Annotated in this window: 17 protein-coding genes; 11 read left to right on the plus strand and 6 right to left on the minus strand. The window is 63.5% G+C overall.

The genetic code is table 11. From position 1 onward, the window contains the following. From NCR35_RS28130 to NCR35_RS28150, 5 genes are read left to right on the plus strand one after another with little or no spacing between them, the layout of a single operon-like run. Positions 1–210, plus strand: a complete 210-nt coding sequence (locus NCR35_RS28130) for a hypothetical protein (protein ID WP_250537187.1) — start codon at positions 1–3, stop codon at positions 208–210. Then, positions 207–983: a cellulose biosynthesis protein BcsQ gene (gene bcsQ, locus NCR35_RS28135; protein WP_250537188.1), complete on the plus strand. Its 777-nt coding sequence runs from the start codon at positions 207–209 to the stop codon at positions 981–983. Before NCR35_RS28130 ends, bcsQ begins: the two co-directional genes overlap by 4 nt. Beyond that, the gene (bcsA, locus tag NCR35_RS28140; RefSeq protein WP_250537189.1) at positions 980–3508 is read left to right on the plus strand and encodes a UDP-forming cellulose synthase catalytic subunit; all 2529 of its coding nucleotides are present in this window, start codon (positions 980–982) and stop codon (positions 3506–3508) included. Before bcsQ ends, bcsA begins: the two co-directional genes overlap by 4 nt. Before the next feature lie 55 nt (positions 3509–3563). Continuing rightward, positions 3564–5120 carry a cellulose biosynthesis protein BcsG gene (gene bcsG / locus NCR35_RS28145; protein WP_250537190.1) on the plus strand — a complete coding sequence of 519 codons (1557 nt, stop codon included), beginning with the start codon at positions 3564–3566 and terminating at the stop codon, positions 5118–5120. Continuing rightward, positions 5117–5356, plus strand: coding sequence for a hypothetical protein (locus NCR35_RS28150; protein WP_250537191.1), 240 nt, complete (start codon positions 5117–5119; stop codon positions 5354–5356). Before bcsG ends, NCR35_RS28150 begins: the two co-directional genes overlap by 4 nt. Positions 5357–5469: 113 nt before the next feature. Here NCR35_RS28150 and NCR35_RS28155 read toward each other — a convergent pair whose 3' ends face one another. Together NCR35_RS28155 and NCR35_RS28160 are read right to left on the minus strand one after the other, a co-directional pair. Continuing rightward, on the minus strand, positions 5470–5934 hold the full coding sequence (locus NCR35_RS28155; protein ID WP_244850984.1) for a DUF2269 family protein: 465 nt from the start codon (positions 5932–5934) through the stop codon (positions 5470–5472). Further along, positions 5931–7271: an NAD(P)H-binding protein gene (locus tag NCR35_RS28160; protein WP_250537192.1), complete on the minus strand. Its 1341-nt coding sequence runs from the start codon at positions 7269–7271 to the stop codon at positions 5931–5933. The genes NCR35_RS28155 and NCR35_RS28160 overlap by 4 nt, the downstream gene beginning before the upstream one ends. Between NCR35_RS28160 and NCR35_RS28165 the strand changes: the two genes are divergently transcribed. Continuing rightward, positions 7225–7722, plus strand: coding sequence for a hypothetical protein (locus NCR35_RS28165; protein WP_250537193.1), 498 nt, complete (start codon positions 7225–7227; stop codon positions 7720–7722). The two genes, NCR35_RS28160 and NCR35_RS28165, sit on opposite strands and share 47 nt — an antisense overlap. 64 nt (positions 7723–7786) lie before the next feature. Here the strand turns inward: NCR35_RS28165 and NCR35_RS28170 are convergent, their stop codons facing one another. After that, positions 7787–8686 carry a LysR family transcriptional regulator gene (locus NCR35_RS28170; protein WP_250537194.1) on the minus strand — a complete coding sequence of 300 codons (900 nt, stop codon included), beginning with the start codon at positions 8684–8686 and terminating at the stop codon, positions 7787–7789. A 108-nt stretch (positions 8687–8794) separates the two neighbouring features. Here NCR35_RS28170 and NCR35_RS28175 point away from each other — a divergent pair, with 108 nt between their 5' ends. The 4 genes from NCR35_RS28175 (at position 8795) to NCR35_RS28190 (ending at position 12272) form a co-directional block, all read left to right on the plus strand. Next, positions 8795–9658 carry an aldo/keto reductase family oxidoreductase gene (locus NCR35_RS28175; RefSeq protein ID WP_250537195.1) on the plus strand — a complete coding sequence of 288 codons (864 nt, stop codon included), beginning with the start codon at positions 8795–8797 and terminating at the stop codon, positions 9656–9658. Positions 9659–10078: 420 nt separating this feature from the next. Further along, on the plus strand, positions 10079–10804 hold the full coding sequence (locus tag NCR35_RS28180; protein WP_250537196.1) for an SDR family NAD(P)-dependent oxidoreductase: 726 nt from the start codon (positions 10079–10081) through the stop codon (positions 10802–10804). Positions 10805–10941: 137 nt separating this feature from the next. Then, positions 10942–11334: a winged helix-turn-helix transcriptional regulator gene (locus NCR35_RS28185; RefSeq protein ID WP_250537197.1), complete on the plus strand. Its 393-nt coding sequence runs from the start codon at positions 10942–10944 to the stop codon at positions 11332–11334. A gap of 188 nt (positions 11335–11522) precedes the next feature. After that, the gene (locus NCR35_RS28190) at positions 11523–12272 is read left to right on the plus strand and encodes a glucose 1-dehydrogenase (RefSeq protein WP_250537198.1); all 750 of its coding nucleotides are present in this window, start codon (positions 11523–11525) and stop codon (positions 12270–12272) included. 123 nt (positions 12273–12395) lie between these two features. On the opposite strand, the gene NCR35_RS28195 is transcribed toward NCR35_RS28190, so the two are convergent. The 3 genes from NCR35_RS28195 to NCR35_RS28205 form a co-directional block, all read right to left on the minus strand. After that, the gene (locus NCR35_RS28195) at positions 12396–14021 is read right to left on the minus strand and encodes an MFS transporter (RefSeq protein ID WP_250537199.1); all 1626 of its coding nucleotides are present in this window, start codon (positions 14019–14021) and stop codon (positions 12396–12398) included. A gap of 97 nt (positions 14022–14118) precedes the next feature. Then, positions 14119–15723, minus strand: coding sequence for an ABC transporter substrate-binding protein (locus NCR35_RS28200; RefSeq protein ID WP_250537200.1), 1605 nt, complete (start codon positions 15721–15723; stop codon positions 14119–14121). Positions 15724–15900: 177 nt separating this feature from the next. Next, positions 15901–17094: a porin gene (locus NCR35_RS28205; protein WP_250537201.1), complete on the minus strand. Its 1194-nt coding sequence runs from the start codon at positions 17092–17094 to the stop codon at positions 15901–15903. Between the two features lie 492 nt (positions 17095–17586). On the opposite strand from NCR35_RS28205, the gene NCR35_RS28210 reads away from it, so the two are divergent. Then, positions 17587–19209, plus strand: a complete 1623-nt coding sequence (locus NCR35_RS28210; protein ID WP_250537202.1) for an ABC transporter substrate-binding protein — start codon at positions 17587–17589, stop codon at positions 19207–19209. The last annotated feature ends 1 nt before the right edge of the window (position 19210 follow it).

A 19210-nucleotide genomic window follows, 5' to 3' on the forward strand; every position in this document is an offset into this window, starting at 1 on the left:
ATGGGAACCTTGCTGCTTTTCGCCGCCATTGGTGCGCTCGCGGGCGCGCCGCTCTGGTTTGTCTGGCAACGGCGCAGCGCGCGCGGCGGCCTGATCGCCGCACGTCATTTCGATCCGCGCGACGCGGCGCCGTGCCGCATGGAAGCCGTCGCGCTCAATGGGCGGCTGCTGCCCGATGCCGATGGCGCCCGTCCCGGGGCGAAAGCATGAAGACCATTGCCGTTGTCTCCACCACGGGCGGCGCGGGCCGCACGACGGTCGCCGCCACGCTCGCGGTGCTGCTCGCGCGGCGTGGCCGCGATGTCGTCGCGATCGACTTCGATTGGCAGAACATGCTCGGCGCGTGGCTCGGACTCGATGCGTTAGCGCCGCGCGGCATCGGGGAGGCGCTCTGCTGCACATCTGACGCATCGAGCGCCTGGCACGAACACACCTGGCGCAACGACGACGGCGTGCTCTTCGTGCCGCACGGCCAGCTCACGCTCGACGAGGCCGCCGCCTGCGATGCGCGTCTCGCCGCGCATCCGCAATGGCTCCGTCACGCCATCGCGCAGATCGCGCTGCCGGCGAGCGGCGTCGCGGTGATCGACACGCCACGTTATCCGTCGCGTCAGGCGCAACAGGCCGCGTGCGCCGCCGATCTCGTGCTGTGCGTGTGTCCGCCCGATCCCGCCGCCTGCGCGACGTTCGTCGCCCATCTGCCCGCGTTGCTCGATGCGTGCCGCGATGTGCGCATCGTCGTGAATCGCCTGAATCCGGCGCGCGAAATGCAGCGCGATGTCCTCGCGATGCTGCGCGCGGCGGCGGGCGGCTTGCCGGTGGCGCAGCGCATCCACATGGAAGCGGCGCTGCCCGAGGCGTTCGCGCGCGGAGCGTGGCTGATGGACGAAGCGCCGCATACGCAGGCGTCGCACGATCTGCACGGCCTCGCGCATCACGTGGATGCGTGGCTCCCCGCGCTCGAACCGAGTATCGCGGCATGAGTGCGACCGATGTAAAGACGCGCCGCGAGCGCGCCGTCGACTGGATCGCGCAGGGGCTCGGCTTGCCCGCGCAACGCTCGCCGCTCGACTGGTGCGTGCGCCTTTTCTTCAAGCCGCCGCGCGATTCCCGCCGCGACGTGGCCCGCGAGTGGATGCGCGCGTTCGTGCTCGCGTGGGCGCGTGAGTGGGGCGTCATCGACGTGCGCGATCCGTGGGCGTGGTGCATGCGCGCGTTCGTTCGCGCGCCCCGCGAACGCGGCCGGCCGATGACCGCGCGCGCGGCGCGCGTTCTCGATGCGGTGGAACGAATGCTGACGCCGTTCGTCGTCGCGATCGTTACGGTCAGACGCGCCATCGACACGCGCATCGACCGCCTGCCGTGGGCGCGCGTCGGCGCGCGTCTCGAAGGCGGCGCGACGCGCATCGGGCGCGTGCGCTGGGCGCTTCCCGCCATCACCGCGCTCGGCGGGCTGATCTGGCTGACCGTCGGCACGTCGCCGCTCGGGGCGGGCGGCCAGTTCGCGTTCTTCGCGGTGCTCGCGGGCTTCGCGCTGATCGTTCGCCGGCTGCCGGGACGCATGCCCGTGCTGATCCTCGCGGTCCTCGCCATGCTCGTGACGGCGCGCTACATCTGGTGGCGCACCACGCAGACGCTCGACTTCCGCACGCCGATGGAGGGCATCGTCGGCTATGCGCTGTACGGGGCCGAAGCCTATACGTGGATCGTGCTGCTGTTCGGTTTCGTGCAGACCGCGTGGCCGCTCGAACGGCCGGCCACGAGGCTGCCGGACGATCCTGCCGACTGGCCGAGCGTCGATGTCTATATTCCGACGTACAACGAGCCGCTCGCTGTCGTGAAGCCGACGCTTTTCGCGGCGCAGGGGATCGACTGGCCCGCGGACAAGCTGCGCGTGTATCTGCTCGACGACGGGCATCGGCCGGAATTCGAGGCGCTGGCGCGCGCGGCGGGCATCGGCTACATCACGCGCGACGACAACAAGCACGCGAAGGCGGGCAACATCAACCGGGCGCTCGCGAAGACGACGGGCGAGTACATCGCCATTTTCGATTGCGATCACGTCCCGACGCGCTCGTTTCTGCAGGCGACGATGGGCACCTTCTTCGCCGATCCGAAATGCGCGATGGTGCAGACGCCGCATCACTTCTTCTCGCCCGATCCGTTCGAGCGCAACCTCGGCACGTTCCGCCGCGTGCCGAACGAAGGCAACCTGTTCTATGGCCTCGTGCAGGCTGGCAACGACCTGTGGAACGCCACGTTCTTCTGCGGATCGTGCGCGGTCATCAAGCGCGCGCCGCTTGAAGAAATTGGCGGGATTGCTGTGGAAACCGTGACCGAGGATGCGCATACGGCGCTCAAGCTGCACCGGCGCGGCTACACGACGGCGTATCTGCCCACCGTGCAGGCGGCCGGTCTCGCCACCGAAAGTCTCGCGAGCCACATCAAGCAGCGTACGCGCTGGGCGCGCGGCATGGCGCAAATCTTTCGCATCGACAATCCGTTTCTCGGGCGCGGGCTCAACTTCTTTCAGCGCCTCTGCTACGGCAACGCGATGCTGCATTTCTTCTACGGCATTCCGCGTCTCGTCTTTCTGACGATGCCGATGTGGTACCTGTTCTTCCAGATGTACTTCATCAATGCGGCGGCCACGACCATCGCCAGCTTCGTGCTGCCGTACATCGTGATCGCGAACATCGCGAATTCGCGGATGCAGGGCAAGTTCCGCCATTCGTTCTGGGCGGAAGTGTATGAGTCGGTGCTCGCGTGGTACATCGCGCTGCCGACGACCGTCGCGTTCATCAGCCCGAAGCATGGAAAGTTCAACGTGACGGACAAGGGCGGGCGCATCGACGAGACGTACATCGACTGGGCGATGAGCAAGCCGTATCTGTTCCTGCTGGGCCTCAATGCCGTGGCGATGTCGGTGGGCGTCGTGCGGCTCGTGTTCGGCGCGGGCGACGAAGCCGCGACCATCCTGATGAACGTCTTCTGGACGCTCTACAACCTCGTGATGCTCGGCGCGGCGGTCAGCGTGGCGCGCGAGGCGAAGCAGGTGCGCGTGACGCATCGCATTGCGATGACGATGCCCGCGACGCTCATGCTCAACGACGGCAGCATGATCGCGTGCGCGACGAGCGACTATTCGACGGGCGGGCTCGGGCTCGTCGTGCCGCCGGACAGTCTGACGCTGAAGACGGGCGATGCGCTGGGCGTCATCGTGAGCCGGGGCGAGCGGCAGTTCCATTTTCCGGTACGCGTCACGCGGCTGGCCGGCGCGCATCTGGGCCTGAGCTTCGAAAACCTCACGCTCGAAGAGGAGCGTCGGCTCATGCAATGCACGTTCGGCCGCGCCGATGCGTGGGTCGAATGGGGCGAGCGCGCCGAGCCGGACGCACCGCTCCGCGGGCTGAAGGAAGTGCTGCTGATGGGCGTGGAAGGCTATGCGCGTCTTTTCGACGGCGCGCGCCGGGCGCTGATTTCCGGACTGACGCCCGAGCGGCGCTAAAGGTTTGTCGCTCGGAAGCCGTAGATGAGGCAGCGATCGCATACTCTCAAACACGATGACGTTCTGGAATCTCTATTTCATCAGCAAGCTGGCGCTGTTCTCGACCGGCCATCTGAAGCCGCTGTGGCTCGCGAACATGGCGTTCGCGCTGGCGCTCGCGATGAGCGCGCCGCTGCGTGCGCGGTCGTGGCGCGCGGTGCGGCTCATCGCGGGGCTGGCGGTCGGCTTGCCGCTGATGGTTCGGGAGGCGAACGTGCCGCCGTTCGGGCGCATCGTCGAAGAGTTCGGCAATCTCAGCACGTTCAGCTTCGGCTACTGGCTCGAATTGTTGCCGCGCTTTCTGCCGCCGATGCTGGTCGGCATCGCGCTGTGCGGGCTCGTCGTCTATCTGATCGTCAATCGATGGCTGCGCGTCGCGACCTTCGTGATGCTCGCGCTCTTCGTGTTGCCGGCGTGGCAGGGCGCGAGCGAGGTTCTCGCCCGTATTCACGCCGCGCCGACGCAACCCAGTGTGGCCGCAACTAACGGTCCTTCCGCTCAACCCCTGGACTACAACGCGACGCTCGCGGCGTTCCGGGCGAAGGAATCGCAACGACAGGTGAGCTTCGGGCACCTGTCCTCGAACGCGAGCGAGCAGTTCGACGTCATCGTGCTGCATATCTGCTCGCTGTCGTGGGACGACCTCGATGTGGCGAAGGCGCGCAACCATCCGTTCCTGTCGCACTTCGATTACCTGTTCACGAACTTCAGCACGGCGGCGAGCTACAGCGGCCCCGCGGCGATTCGCGTGCTGCGCGCTTCGTGCGGTCAGGAAGCGCACGCGGACCTGTACAAGGACGCGCCGGCGCAATGTCATCTGATGGCCGATCTTGCGCAGGCGGGTTACACGCCGCAGGTCACGTTCAATCACGATGGCCACTTCGACAATTTCACCCAGCTCGTGAAGGACAACCTGGGCGTGCCTAATGTGCCGTTCGTTTCCAACGCCGCCGCGCCCGTCGCGATGCACGCGTTCGACGGCTCGCCGATCATCGACGACTACGGCACGCTCGCAAACTGGTATGCGCAGCGCGCGCAGACGCCGGGGCCGGTCGCGCTGTACTACAACACCATCAGCCTGCACGACGGCAACCGCCTGCCCAACAGCAAGCTGTCGAGCATCGAGTCCTATCCGTTGCGCGTGAACAAGCTGATGAGCGACTTCGACAAGTTCGCGGACCTCATTGCGCAGTCGGGGCGCCGCGCGGTGATCGTGTTCGTGCCGGAGCACGGCGCGGCGCTTCGCGGCGACAACAATCAGGTCGCGGGCCTTCGCGAGATCCCGACGCCGAGCGTGATCCACGGGCCGGTCGGCGTACGGCTCGTCGGCTTCTCGGGCAATCATGGGCCGACGACGGTCATCGATCAGCCGACGGGGCATCTCGCGGTGGCGCAACTCCTGGCCAACCTCGTGTCGGACAGTCCGTTCAAGCCGGGCGTGACGCTGTCGCAATACGCGTCGAAACTGCCGGAGACGCCGATGATCGGCGAAAACGAGGAGACCGTGACCATGAAGACGCCCACGGGTTATGTCGTGAAGACGCCGGATGGCGTGTGGGTCGAGCAGAAATGAACGACAAGGTGACTGCCGTTTCCGCGATAGCCGTCCGCGCCGTCCACGATGTCGACGCGCTCGCGCAGAAGCTGCTCGGGCTGGACCCCGCGCGCTATTTCGACTCGCAAGCGGACGAGGAATATCGCGCCGCGCTCACACGATGGCCGGTGATGGCGCGGTTGATGAAGCTCGTTCCAACGGCGACGACGGCTTCGGACGAGATGGCGCGACTGGTGAGCGACGAGGCCGGCTAACGCAAGCCCTCATCGCGGCCGAAAGGCTGCTTGCCGCTTTCCGTGGAAGTTGGCGGTTTTCGCCGACAGGTGCTCTGCCACGTCGGATAGTGCGAACATCGCGCTTCTTCGGCTCAAACCGTCTTCGTCACCATCAGCCAGAAGATCGCGAGAAACGCGACGAAGGCGAGCACGCCAAGCATCGTCCAGATTGCCATGAGCCGCCAGAAGCGCCGCGACAGCTTCGCTTTCGATGCCGCGCAGTTCCGAGCTTCCGCTGCGATCAGGACCTGAAGCCATACGACCGGCAGCCAGCACGCAATCGCGAACACATAGAGCCCGATAGACCAGGCGAGCCACGGCGTTCGCATCGGGAAGCCGACGAGCCGCATCATCAAGTAGCCGGTAAGCGGCTGGATGACAGCCGTCGGCGTCGTGAAGAGCCAGTCCGCCAGAACAACGAGACGGCTGACACGCGCCACCGTGCGCGCATCCCGCGCGAGGCTCGTGCTTAGAAGGAAAAACGCCGAGCCTATTCCAGTGCCGAACAGGACAGTGGACGACAGAACGTGCAGCCACTTGATCGTGAGGTATGTCACTTTCGATTCCTGCGATCCAGTTGTACCAGAAGGACAAGGGCCGCCAGCATCGGCAGGTTCTTCGAGAGCGGGCCATACGGATGCAGCCAGAACTCAGGCAGGCGCCAGCTAATGAGGGCGGTGTATAGGATGATCAATGCAATCTGGCAGTGCCACAGGCGCGTGCGCGGACCCAGACGCCGGGGCCACCACAGCGAAAGGCAGCCGAGCAGCAAATCAAACAACGCAGCGGAGTAGAGCAGGAACACTCGCGTGCCGGCGGGCGCCCCGACCCTCTGAAGTAGATAGAGACTCTCCGCTCGCGGGTAAAGCCATGCCGACACGATCGCAGTCCAGATCCAGACCGCCGCAACCGACGCGATCAGCAACGGAATGAGCCATGTCAGTTTCGCCCGGACTCCAAGGCTTTCCGGCATTGCCCGCAGTTGCGAGAGGGGTCGAGGGGGCCTGCCGAGCCATCGCGTAATGCCGTCGGCGGATGCAGTATTGCCACGTTCGAGCATGCCGATCGAATCGCTACTGACAAATCCGCCCGGTAGCCGTTCGCCGATTCGCGCGCTTATTCGCACGAGAGACATCGGCAAGGAGACGAAGCGCGGCGCACTTGCGCCCGCGAGTCTCGCGAGCACCGCGAGGTAGCTTCGCATGGTCATCGGTTCAGGGCCTACGGCGGCGACCGTTTCGCTGCCGGCATCGGTTGCAAGGGCGCCTCTCATCACCAGTTCGACGACGTCATCGACGTGTACGGGTTGAATGCGCTGCAACCCACGCCCCGGCAGCGGGACGACCGGCAGCGTCGACCATGCGCTGAGGAACGTAGTGCTGGCTCCCTCGGGCGCAAAAACGAGCGACGGCTGCACGATCAGCGATGAGACCGGCGACGCGCGCAATGCGTCGTCGGCTGCGCGCTTGGTGAGGTGGTAGCTGCTTACTGCATGCTCGTCCGCGCCGAGTGCCGATATCTGCACGATCCGCCGCACTCCGGCGCGCACCGAGGCGTCGAAGAGCAGCGTAGGGGCGTCCGCATGCAGACGTTGGAAATCGTGGCCCGTGCGATCGCTGAATATGCCGACTGCATTGATCACCACATCGACGCCTTCGAGGAGCGGTATCAAAGTTGCTTGATCGTCGACGTGGGCGAAGTCGAGCTTGACGAACCGGAATCCCTCGTTCGCACGTGCGTCCGCTGGCGGGCGCCTCGCGCAGCAGATGACCGAATGCCCGCCCGCGCGCAAGGCCGTTGCGATGCGCGAACCGAGAAGGCCGGTAGAACCGGTAAGGAATATAACCATGACGCTGGGCATCGATCCGAAGAGAGACATCTTGTGGCCCGGCATTATGGCCGGGCTGCTGTCGACGGCGGCGCTCGCCGCGTGCGGGCGCCTGCACGGCACGCGCGCCGCGGCCCCGGTGAGCGCCGTCAGTCACTGGGTCTGGCCGCAAGAAGTGAACCAAACGGCGCGCCCCGAGCCGAGGCATTTCCTGACCGGTCTGGCTATCCATCAGATCATGTCCATAGGATGGGCAGCCGGGAACGCGCTCGCCTTTGCGGCGGTGCGCCGTTCGCTGGGCCATAGGCAAGCGCACGGCCGACGGATTGCCTTGGCGGCCGCTACAACGCTCGCGGCGGCGGCCAGCGACTACGTGGTCGTGCCCAAGCGTTTCACGCCCGGGTTCGAATATCACTTGCCGGTTGCGCATATCGCGGCGGTGTACGTCGCCTTTGGAGCCGGGCTCGTCGGACCTTTTCTGTTCTCGCGCGCGTCCCGCGCTACTTCTGCTGTTTAGCCAGCGCATACGCGCAGCTTCCCCGCAGAGGGTCGAAGTCCGGGCGTATTTCTCCGAGGACGCGCTACATGCGATCGTTTTCCTTCAGCCAGTCGATGAACGCGCGCAGCGGCGCGGGCACGTGCCGGCGTCCCGGATAGTACAGAAACGGCCCGGGAAACGGCTGTCTCCAGTCGTCGAGTATCGGCACGAGCGCGCCGCTTTCAACGTGCGGCTGCAACATCTCCGCGAACAGATGGATGATGCCGAGCCCCTCGATCGCTGCGTCGATCATCAGGCCCAGTGCCGCGCCGGGACGCACCACGAGACGCGACGGCGGATCGATGCGCACCACTTCGCCATTGCGTTCGAACTGCCACGCGGGCCGCGCGCCACTCGAGAACTGGCCGCGCACACTGGTATGCGCGAGCAGATCGCGCGGATGTCCGGGCGTGCCGTGCGCCTTCAGATAGCCGGGCGAAGCGGCGGTCGTGAAGTGCTGGACGCGCGGGCCGATCGGCATCGCGATCATGTCTTGTTCGAGCTTGTCGTCGTAGCGGATGCCAGCATCGCAGCCGATCGACAGGACATCGACGAAGCCGTCTTCCACCATCACTTCCACGCGAATGTCGGGATACGCCTGCATGAACCCGGCAAGCAGTGGCGGCAACAGCGTGCGCGCTGCGCTCGCGGGGACGTTGAGCTTCAGCGTGCCGCTCGGCGAATCGCGATAGCCGTTCAGCACATCGAGCGCTCTTTCCATCTCGCCGAACAACGGCGCCAGCGTGTCGATCAACCGCTGACCCGCCTCCGTCGGCGACACGCTGCGCGTCGTGCGGTTCAGCAAGCGCAATCCGAGCTTCGTTTCGAGCCTGCGCACCGCAATCGAAAGAGACGACGCCGATACCCCATTCGTGCGTGCCGCGTCGCGAAAGCCGCCTGCACGGGCGACCGAGACAAAAGCAGCGAGATCGTTCAAATCCACATCAGGACCGTTTCGTTTATTGAACAACCCGTGCACGTTAGCCCCATTCATTCAACGCCACAAGCTGGAGATAATGAGCGCCACCAAACCAGCCACCGGAGCGATGCAATGAAAAAGACCTATGAGTTCGCGGGACGCGAAGTGAACCGAATGGGTTACGGCGCGATGCAGCTTGCAGGACCGGGCGTGTTCGGCCCGCCGAAGGATCGCGCGGCCGCCATCGCCGTGTTGAGGGAAGCCGTTGCTGCGGGCGTGAATCATATCGATACGAGCGATTTCTACGGCCCGCACGTTACCAACCAGATCATCCGCGAGGCGCTGCATCCGTATCCGTCGAATCTGACGATCGTGACTAAGGTCGGCGCAGTGCGTGACGACAAGGGCGGCTGGCTGCCCGCGTTCGAGCCCGACGATCTGCGCCGCGGCGTCGAAGACAATCTCCGCAACCTCGGCGTCGATGGCATCGACGTGGTCAATCTTCGCATCATGGGCGACATCCACCGGCCGACGGAAGGCTCGATCGAACCGCAGATGCATGCACTCGCCGCGATGCAGCAGGAGGGCATGATCCGCCACATCGGCTTGTCGAATGCCACGTCGACGCAGGTGCGCGACGCGCGAAACATTGCGCCGATCGTATGCGTTCAGAATCACTATAACCTCGTGAATCGCGATGACGACGCGCTCGTCGATGAACTGGCGCGCGAACACATCGCGTATGTGCCGTTCTTTCCGCTCGGCGGCTTCTCGCCGATTCAATCGGATGCGCTGTCAAATATCGCAGCGCGTCTGAACGCAACAGCGATGCAGATTGCGCTTGCGTGGCTGCTGCATCGATCCCCGAACATGCTGCTCATTCCAGGCACGTCGTCGGTGACGCATTTGCGCGAGAACCTGAAGGCCGCCGATATCGCGTTGAGTGACGAAGTGTTGAGGGAACTGGACGCGATAGGTGTTGCTGACGCGCGCTGATGCAAGCGATGCGCGCGAGGTCATCGACCTGACTCGCGTGGCATCGGCGCAGGCGAGTTACGTGACAGCGCAGGTGTATGGCGCATCGGGCGGCTAAGACTTTCCTCGAGCCGCCGCTCGCGTGACCACAGCGGCCGCGAGCGCAAACCGACGCGATCATCAAGCACTTCGAGCGGATGTGTGGACGCGCGTGGCTTCCGGCGAAGGAATTTGCATACCGGCGAAGCCATACAGTGACGTGCCCACACGCGGTTTAGTTGCGTATACCGGGGTGACCTAGTGTAGCTTGTATATCTCCAAGGCCTATTCGAAGGAGGCGTGATGACCGCTACCGATGTCCTGTTTCATACCGGCGCGATGAAGCTGGCTAACCGCATCGTCATGGCACCCGTTCGTCATTTGCAGCAAATGTGAGGACATATGAGCAACCTTCATGGAAAGATCGCCGTTGTGGTCGGCGGCAGTGGCGGCATCGGTGGAGCAATCGCAGAGCGGTTCGCGGCGGAGGGCGCCACGGTGTACGCCAGCAGCCGTCGCGTCGAAGAGAGAGACGTCGCGCTCGGGGCCGGAAGGCTGCGTACGCGCCGCGCCGATGCATCCGATCTGCCGTCGCTCGCTGCCTTATTTGATGCGGTGAGGAGCGAGGCCGGACGAGTGGACGTGCTCGCCGTCAACGCCGGCATCTCCGAGTTCGCGACTCTCGAAGACATCAGCGAAGAACATTTCAACCGGACGTTCGACGTCAACGTCCGCGCGCTGCTGTTCGCCGTCAAGGCGGCGACGGCGATCATGCCGGACGGTGGCTCGATCGTGCTCGTAGGCTCCATCGCGGATGAGCTCGGCACCAAAGGCTACGGCGTCTACGGGGCAACGAAGGCTGCTGTCCGCTCGTTCGCGCGGACGATGGCCAATGAGCTGGCGCACCGCAAGATCCGCGTCAACGTCGTAGCACCAGGACCAATCGACACCGCGATGATGGCTGCGGTGTCCGACGACGTGCGCAAGACGCTGATGGAACGGATCCCGCTTGCGCGTTTGGGTCGTGCCGAGGAAGTGGCATCGGCGGCGTTGTTCCTCGCCAGCGACCAAGGCAGCTTCATCACTGGAGCCGAGCTACCGGTCGATGGCGGCATGGCGCAGGTCTAAGCTGCGCCGCTTTCCGAAGGACATGGCGCTGCCACTCAACAGCGAGCAGCTTCGTCGCCGATCGAGCCGGACGGCAGAGCGCGCGTCTCGACTCGCAAAAAGGCACTATATGGTCTTCGGATATTGACACGCACACCATGTCCAAAGACGTTCTCGACCTGCCGCTCGATGTCACCGCGACGCGGCCCATCCTGGAACATATCGCCAACAAGTGGACGGTGCTGATCCTGAGCGTCCTATGCACGCAGCCGGCACGGTTCAACGACCTCAAGCGCCGCCTGGACGGCATCACGCCGAAGGCTTTGTCCGAGGCATTGAGGCGTTTGGAACGCAACGGCCTTATCTATCGCAAAGTCCTGCCGACGCAGCCGATCGGTGTCGAGTACACGATTTCCGCTCTTGGCTGCTCGCTACGCGAACCCTTTGCTGCACTTTACAACTGGTCGCTGGCCAATGGCTCTGCACTAAAGCGAGCACAGTGTACCTATGACGCTTCGAGCAGGAACGAAGAGTCCAGTAAGAAGATTTAGAACCAGCCGTCCTTACCGGAGGCGCCGTTCATTCCCTGGCGTCATATCGATAGCATCATCTGGATTGTTCGTTTGAGCCGAGGAGTGTGTTCGTCGCCACCTACTATCTCTCGCGATGCACCGCCCCTATAGTCGCTTCAACGTCACGCAACCGATGTTGACGGTCGAACATCCAATCAAGGACTGATATGACGAAACTACCGGGAAAGATCGCCGTAATCACGGGCGGAAACAGCGGCATGGGCTTGGCGACGGCCCGACTCTTCGCTAAGGAAGGAGCGAAGGTCATCATCACGGGGCGCCGCCAGAAGGAGCTAGACGAAGCGGTGAAAAGCATCGGTGCCGAGGCGGAAGGCGTGCTGGGCGATGTCTCCAGGCTGTCGGATCTGGACAAGCTTCACGACCACGTGAAAGCGAAATACGGCCGCGTGGACATCATCTTCGCGAACGCGGGTTTGGGTTCGTTCGCACCGATCGATCAGGTCACGGAAGCGCATTTCGATGAGACATTCAACGTCAACGTGAAGGGTACTTACTTCACGGTGCAAAAGCTCCTTCCGCTCGTGCCGGACGGTGGATCGATCATTCTGAACGCATCGATTGCATCGTCCACCGGTATGGAAGCGTTCAGCGTTTATTCGGCCACTAAAGCTGCGGTGCGTTCGTTGGCGCGCACGCTGACGGCGGATCTCAAGGCACGCAAGATTCGTGTGAATGCGATCAGCCCAGGTCCTATAGATACACCGATCTTCGGCAAGGCCGGCCTGACCGACGAACAAATCGAAGGCTTCAAGTCGGGCATTGCTGCGCAGGTGCCACTGGGCCGCATTGGTCTCTCGGAAGAAATCGCCAAGCCGGCGTTGTTCCTGGCATCCGACGATAGCAGCTATATCTCGGGCATCGAACTCACCGTCGATGGCGGTATGGCACAAGTCTAAGGGAACGCGGCAGATGGGCGGCATCGGGCTTAGTCAGAGATGCCGCTTATTGCGTTTCCCAACGGGGCGGTCACGAATCGCAGTGCGCACTCGCATGTTCGACGTCACGCGACGGCCATTCCATCACTCGCGGCGCTGAATAGTTGCCATCGCAATTCCCGCTCCGGCGAACGCGCACGCAGCCGCGACCAGCGCGACGGCGCGCAATGCGTCAGCGATGGCGTCGGCGTCTGCGCGTGCGACCGGTAGCGCATGTTCACCGCCCGTTGCCGTCGCAGACTCGATTCCCGACTGCAACGACGTCGCGGTCACACGTGCATTCTGCGGCACGTGCAACGCGTCGAGCCGTGCCGACAACGCCGCGTGGTGCGACCAGACAAACACAATGCCGAGCACGGCAATCGCCAGCAGGCTAGCCACGCGCGCAACAGCGTTGTTGATGCCCGACGCAATGCCCGCACGGTCGGCCGGCACCGAATTCATGACGGTCGTGGTCAACGGCGCGACCGTGATCGTCATCCCGAGCCCAAGCACGGTCAGAGCAGGGAAGAATCCGGCCCAATAGCTGATGCCCGCAGACGGCAGCGCCAGCAGTGCGAAACCGATTCCGGCGACGCTCGGCCCGGCCGTCAGCAGCAAGCGCGAGCCAAAGCGGCTCGTCAGGCCGCCGGTAAATCGCGAGAGCAGACCGATGATGACGGGCGCCGGAAGCAGCGCCGCACCCGCTTGCGTCGCCGTGTAGTCATGTGCGCGGATCAGCGTGAACGGCAGGAAGAAAAATACGCCACCCAAGCCGAAGTAAAGCAGCAGTGTCACGAGATTGGCGCCTGCGAAATCTCGCGAGCGAAAGACGTCGAGCGGCACCATCGGGTGACGGCTTTTCGCTTCGATCCGCACGAATACGGCCAGCACGACGAGACCGGCGCCGATTGCGGACAGTACGAACGGATCGGCGAACCCATGCGCGGCCGCGTCGGTCAGGCCGTATGTGAGCGCGGCAAGTCCTGCTGCCGCGCACAGCGCGCCGGGCCAGTCGACTTGTCGAGGCCCATCGAGCTTGTGGCTATCGGGCACTGACAAGATGGCGAGCGCAATCGTCACCGCTGCGAGCGGCACGTTGAGGAAGAAGATTGCTCGCCACGACAACGCATCGACGAGCCAGCCGCCTGCTACCGGCCCCACCGCCGATGTAATCGCGCCCACGCCGGCCCAAGTGCCGATTGCACGCCCGCGGGCTTCGCCTTCGAATACGGCGCCTATGATCGCGAGACTGCTCGGCACGAGCAATGCGGCGCCGATGCCTTGAAACGCGCGCGCGGCGATCAGCGCATGGACGGTCGGCGCCAACCCGCAAGCGGCCGACGCGAGCGTGAACAGCGAGATGCCCGCAATGAAGATCGTGCGGCGGCCGAAGTGATCGCCCATTGATCCGCCCACCAGCACGAGCGCCCCGAGAAAAAGCAGGTACGCATTCACCACCCACTGCACCGCCTGGACGCTCGCGCGGAAGCAAGTCTGAATGGCGGGCAGCGCGACGTTGACGACGGACCCGTCGATGAACGCCATGCTCGACCCGAGAATCGTCGCGGCGAGCGCGAGACGCGTGCGATGGCAGGGACGGTCCACTCTCGTTGGCTGCGAGCGAATGAAAAGCTCGTCGCACGGGCTTCCCTGCGCAGGCACGGCGCACGGCTTTTTCGGCTCGCTGTCGAGTGAATCCCGGTTGACCAAGTTAGCCCCCGCTCTCATCGATGCTCAGTAGCATAACAATGCAAGGCGACGCGAGCAGCAGTTATTAACCTCGGACTCCAACTGCAACTCGTAGTGAAACCGGGGGCAGGTCGATTCATTCAAGCGTTATGCCATCGAACCGATGGCCGCCGAGCGGACTGATCAAGTACCCGTGCACTCGCTTGGAGATGGGCTGGAACGTGTTAGCGTGGGCGATCGGCGTGTAAGGAACCTGGTCCTTGAACACGACCTGCGCTTCTTCGTAGAGCTTCGTGCGCGCGCTCTGATCGGTGATGAGCCGGGCTTTCGAGAGCAGATCGTCGAACTGCTTGTTGCACCATTTGGCCATGTTGCTGCCGTGCACGGCGTCGCAGCCGAGCGTGGTGCCGAGCCAGTTGTCGGGATCGCCGTTGTCACCGAGCCAGCCGTAGAGGATGGCGTCATGCTCGCCATTGGTCTTCGCGCGCTTGTTGTACTCGGCCCATTCGTAAGTCACGATGTTCGCCTTCACGCCGATCTTCGCCCAGTCGGACTGGATGAGCTGCGCCATCAGCCGCGCGTTCGGGTTGTAGCCGCGTTGCACAGGCATGGCCCAGAGCGTGATGGCGAAGCCATCGGGAAAGCCTGCCTCTTTCAGTAACGCTCGCGCGCGTGCCGGATCGTACGGCGCGTCCTTCAACGCCTTGTTATACGACCATTGCGATGGCGGCATCGGGTTGGTGGCGACCGTCGCGGCGCCTTCGTACACGGACTTGATGATCGCCTGTTTGTCGATAGCCATGTCGAGCGCGCGGCGCACCTGCACGTTGTCGAGCGGCTTGTGCGTTGTGTTGTATCCGACGTAAGCGACGTTGAAGCCCACGCCCGACAGCACGGCGAGATTCGGCTTCTTCTTCGCGCTCGCAATATCGGCCGGCCGTGCGAAAGACGTGACCTGGCATTCGCCGCTCTCGAGTTTCTGTTCGCGCACGGCGGCGTCCGGTGTGATGGAGAAGACCAGCTTGTCGATGTGCACGTCCTTCCGGTTCCAGAAGGTCGGATTGGCGTCGTAGCGAATCGTCGAGTCTTTCTGATAATCGCGGAAAACAAACGCGCCGGTGCCAACGGGCTTCTGGTTGAAGTCCTCGACCTTGCCCGACTTGAGCAGCTGTGCGGCATATTCCGCCGACACGATGGATGCGAACTCCATCGCCACATTGCGCACGAACACGACGTCCGGCGTCCTGAGCGTAAAGCGCACTGTGTAATCGTCCAGCTTGTCGACAGACGCGATGTTCTTGTCGTAGCCGAGGTCGGTCAGATACGGAAAGCTGACCGGATGCGCTTTCTGAAAAGGCTCGTTCGGGTCGATCATGCGCCTGAACGTGAACACGACATCGTCCGCATTGAAGTCGCGCGTCGGCTTGAAGTAGGACGTCGATTGAAACTTCACGCCATGACGCAGATGGAACGTGAACGTCTTCGCATCCGGTGACGCGTCCCAGGTCTCGGCGAGACCCGGCGTGAGATCCAGCGTGCCGCGCTTGAATTCGACCAGAGTGTCGAAGACGGCGTGCGCGCCGGCATCGAAGTCCGTGCTCGTCGTGTATTGCGCGGAATCGAATCCGGCGGGACTGCCTTCGGAGCAGAACACGAGCGTCTTGCTCGCTGCTTGGGCGGATTGCGGCGCGGACGTGAATGCAGCAAGGGCGGTAAGCGCGGAGAGGGCGACGGAACGCATCGGCGCGGCCCATGCACTGCGTGTTGCGGCGATTGTTGTCATTGTCGCTTTGGCACGAGAAGGGTTGTCATCCCGCGTGAGAGCGGGGTCGATCGCGTACTTTACCAACAGAAGCAATTACGCACATATTCCGTCGCTGCAAAAGAGGTCGACGCGTGGCTTCCCATAACGATTCGCTCAGAACCTCACGCGCACGCCGCCGAACGCCGCCACTTGCCGGTTCGTCGACGATGCGGCTCCGGCGTCGGCGATAGCAGCGATCGCTCGATAGCCGGTGCCGACGCGTGTCGATGCGTCGCCAGCGGCAAGCTGATAGACGCCCGACAGATACACGTCGGTACGCTTCGACAATGCGTAATCGACGCCCAGCGTGAACTGATGCCAGCGCGGCTTGAGCGTCGCGCCATTCGTGCCGGGCAGGCTGTAGGCGCGGCCGTCGGTGAACGTGTAGACGCCTACGAGCGTCGTCGCCGGCGTGAGGCTGTAACGTCCGTTGACGTCGTAGTTATTGAACTTGCGGGAGGAGCCGTCGTTGTAGTCGAGTTGCGTGTGACTCCACGCGAAGCCGATCGTCGCCAGCGCGCCGATCGCATAATTGCCGCCCGCCACGGTGATCTGCTGACGCGCGACGCCACCGTTGAGGCCATAGAAGAGCGCGCCGCTGTAGTCATCGCCGGATGTCGTCGATGCACCGCCGATTGCGCCGCTCGTGTTCGTCGTCGCGTTCGGATGATCGAGCCGCACATAGCCCGCGCCGAGCGACAACGGCCCGCGCCCGTAGCTTGCCGATACGCCCCACGCACGGTTGTTGCCGAAGCCCGCGCCCGCGCCGTTACTGGCCTGATTGCTGAAGGCATACAGCGCATCGACAGTTACGCCCGCGATGGTATCGCTCTTGAACTTGACTGCGTTGTTGATGCGGAACGTCTGGTTCAGATTGTCGTTATCGCCGACATGCGTGGCGGGCGACCAGAACCCCGGCCCTGCGAAGAGGGCGACGAGATCGGTGTTCGGATCGTATTGACGCCCGAGCGTCAGCGTGCCGATGCCTTTCTTTCCCACGCCCGCATATGCTTGCCGCCCGAACTCGCGTCCGCCTTGCGCGAGCGTGCCGTCGTTGACGCGATAGCCGTTTTCCAGCGTGAACAGCGCGGTATAGCCGCCGCCCAGATCTTCGACGCCCTTGATGCCCCAGCGGCTGCCGTTGAGCTTGCCGCTGGTCGCCTGCACGTTCGATGCTCCGCGCTGGTTGTTCGTGTAGGCGATGCCGGCATCGATGAGCCCGTAAAGCGTTACCGAGCTTTGCGCCTGCGCGATACCGGGAAGGGCGACCATCAAGCCAGCGGCGCTGGCGAGTGCGACTCGTTTCATTCGCTTCCTTTTTGTACGTGTTAACCAGGAGTTTCTGGCGGAAGGCGATCTTACGGTCACGCTTACCGATGCCGAACGAACGAATTCTGATTTGTAATGCCGCGGCGAGGCGATTTGCAATGCGAAGCATTTGTCGAACCGAACCGAAGCGAACCGAAGCGCAAGCGGAGGCCATCATGCCGGCAAGGCGCGCGTTATATCGATATGAAACCTCATTGGTTATCGCTTGGAATACGCTGCACTAGAATGGGCCGCCGAATCTTGCCGACCAGTTGCGAGGCTAGGCGTCGACTATGTTTATGAACTTTGCTTCGTTGCCTCGAATGTCATGTCGACCGTAAGCTTCTCGATCTATCGCGATGCCGCCCGCCTGTCTGCACGCTGCGCCGGACCACGCTAAGGGCTGCGGGCATCGCGTCTTTTTGTCTGCTCGGGGAATTCCATTCGATGAACGTAAAACGACCGGCGCTCACACGCGCTTTGGCCATAGTCATGACGATCGCTTCAAGCGCGGCGATCACCGCCTGCAGCAAATCGGAGTCCGCAACAACCGCGCACGCGGCCGCAAGACAACCGGCGACGGGCGGCGATCTCATCTGGGGTGTGACGACCGAACCCGCTTGCTTCGATCCGCATCGTTCGTCGCAGCAAAACTCGTTCTGGGTCATCCGCAATTACATCGATTCCCTCGTCTCGAAGCGTACCGACGGCACCTACGCGCCGTGGCTCGCGAAGTCGTGGAGCATTGCCGACGACGGCAAGAGCTACACATTCCAGCTGCGCGACGACGTGAAGTTCACTGACGGCGAGCCGTTCAATGCGGAAGCGGTGAAGGCGAACTTCGACTACATCCTGAAGAACGTCAGCACGACATCGGCGTCGGCGTCGCTGCTCGTCGCGTTCGATCACGTCGAAGTAGTGTCGCCTTACGTCGCCAGGCTCGTCATGAAGCAGGCGGATTCCACGACGCTCGAATCGCTCTCGAGCGTGAAGCTCGGCTTCATCTCACCGAAGGCGCTCGCCGAGAACAAGAACTTGTGCGGCGGGGGACCGGGCATCGTCGGGACAGGGCCTTTCGTGTTCAAGTCGTATCAGCGCGGACAGCAGGCGACCTTCGAACGCAATCCCGATTATCGATGGGCGCCCGACAACGCGGGGCATCGCGGGCCCGCGTATCTCGATCGCGTCACTTATCGGTTCTTGCCTGAGGCGGCCGTGCGAACCGGCGCGCTGAGTTCGGGGCAGGTCGATCTGATCGAAGGCGTGCAGCCGACCGACATCGCCGTATTCGACAAGGTCGATGGCTTCCAGTACGTGCACGGTCCGTCCGCGACGACGTCGTTCACGCTGAACATCAACTACACGGTGCCGCCTGCCAACGACGTCCGCGTGCGGCGCGCGCTGCGCGACGGCTTCGACCTCGACGCCATCGTGAAGAGCGTGTATCTCGGCACGGTGCGGCGCGCGTGGTCGAACATCGGTCCGGACAATCCGGACTACGCGAAACAACTCGAGGGTTCATGGGGCAACAAGATCGCCGACGCGAACCGTCTGCTTGACGAAGCCGGATGGACCGCGCGCGACAAGGACGGCTTTCGCACCAAGGACGGAAAGCGGCTAACGATCGAAGTCGGCTATCCCCAACCCTACGTCCGCGACAGCCGTGACGTGCTTATCCGTGCAGTGCAGTCGGCGCTGCGGCAGAACATCGGTCTCAATCTGGACCTGCGCATCACGACCGCAGGCGACTTCGCCAATCAGAAGGCGACCGGCGTGTGGTTCATCTATCCGAACACGGACAACCCGTCCGATGTCGCGATGGAACTGTGGGACATGCTCGGCGACAAGGGCTTCCTCTATAGCGCCATTCCTGCCTCCGACAAGAAGATCACCGGCGACATCGACCGCGCGCGCCTGATGCCGATCGGCGATGAACGGCGCAAGCTGCTCGGCGAGATTCAGGCACGCGCCGTCGATCAGGCGTTCATCGTGCCGCTGTTCGCGCCGGTGTATCACCTCGCGTCGAAGTCGAACGTGCATGGCATCGGTTTCGAGCCGCAACTGGACGGCCCGGCGAGCGCTTACGACATCTGGATCGACAAACAGGGAGCGTGAG

Origin of the sequence: Caballeronia sp. AZ10_KS36 (genome assembly GCF_023631105.1) — a bacterium.
Lineage (GTDB): Bacteria > Pseudomonadota > Gammaproteobacteria > Burkholderiales > Burkholderiaceae > Caballeronia.